Raw genomic sequence first — 1194 nt, 5'->3', positions numbered from 1 at the left:
TGGTTGACCTGAAAACCGTCAATGCAAACGGAGCCGCGCGCGAAGCCGCACTGGCCAATAACACCGGTACTGCACTGCGGACGTTCCGGCTGGCAATGGCCGCAACGGGTGAGTTTACCCAACGAAAGGGGGGCGGCAATGTCACGAATGCGTATAATGCGCTGGTGGCCTACGTAAACCGGATGAACGCCGTTTACCGCGCGGAGCTAAGCGTCGCCTTTACGCTGGTAACGGGTGAAAATATCGTTTATCCAAACCCGAATACAGACCCCTACAACAATGCGGATCAATCGGCGATGCTGACCGAAAACCAGCAGAATCTGGATAAAGTTATCGGCAGTGATAAATATGATGTCGGACACGTGTTAGGGGCTACCGGCGGCTCAGGCGGGGGCATTGCGGCTGCCGAGTCAGTGTGTAAGGCAGAAACGAAGGGACAAGGGGTTTCGGGAGTCGGCGACGGGTCTTTTGCCGCCGTTTTCGATGACCAGCTGATTAGCCACGAAGTCGGGCACCAGTTCGGGATGAGCCATACGTTCAACAGCAGCATACCGGTTTGTACAACCCGTGAGGCCAAAACGTCGGTGGAACCCGGGTCTGGCACAACCATCATGAGCTATGGCTATACCTGTAGCGACAAAACGGGGAACGATGACTATGAGCCGACGTACCAGCCATTCCTGAACTTCCACACGGTCAGCTACGAACAGGCCGTTAATTACATCAACACCCAGTCGTGCTACAGCTCGTCTGCGCTGACAAATGCAGTGCCGGTGATCAACAAGTTCCCGTCGAATACTACCATTCCGAAATCGACACCCTTTACGCTGTCTGGCTCGGCCACCGATGCCAATGCCGGTGATAACCTGAGCTATTCATGGGAAGGAACCAACATTGGTGTTATTGTACCGGATCCGTCGGTTTTTCTGAATACAGCCCAACCGCCGTTTTTCCGGAGCTACCCGCCCGTATCAACCGGCACACGGACTTACCCGAGACTGGAAGCCATCCTGAACGGTTCAAATAATGCCCGTGGTGATAAACTGCCTTCGGTTAGTATCGCAACCACACACCGGATGACCGTCCGGGATAATGCCGGTGGATTGACCTATCAGACGGTTACGGTAACGATTGACGGTAATGCCGGTCCTTTCCTGGAAACGACAAACCTGTCAGGCCGCTACCAGGGCAGCA

Annotated in this window: 1 protein-coding gene; it reads left to right on the top strand. The window is 54.7% G+C overall.

Annotated features, from left to right (window positions below; translation table 11 throughout):
- A partial coding sequence (locus tag BLX24_RS30540) for a reprolysin-like metallopeptidase (protein ID WP_218160742.1) occupies positions 1-1194 on the top strand: 1194 nt, incomplete at both ends.

Source organism: Arsenicibacter rosenii, assembly GCF_001870735.1.
In the GTDB taxonomy this organism is placed as follows: domain Bacteria; phylum Bacteroidota; class Bacteroidia; order Cytophagales; family Spirosomataceae; genus Arsenicibacter; species Arsenicibacter rosenii.
The sequence above is the reverse complement of the archived record's forward strand: the minus strand, read 5'-3'. Positions and strand labels throughout refer to the sequence as shown.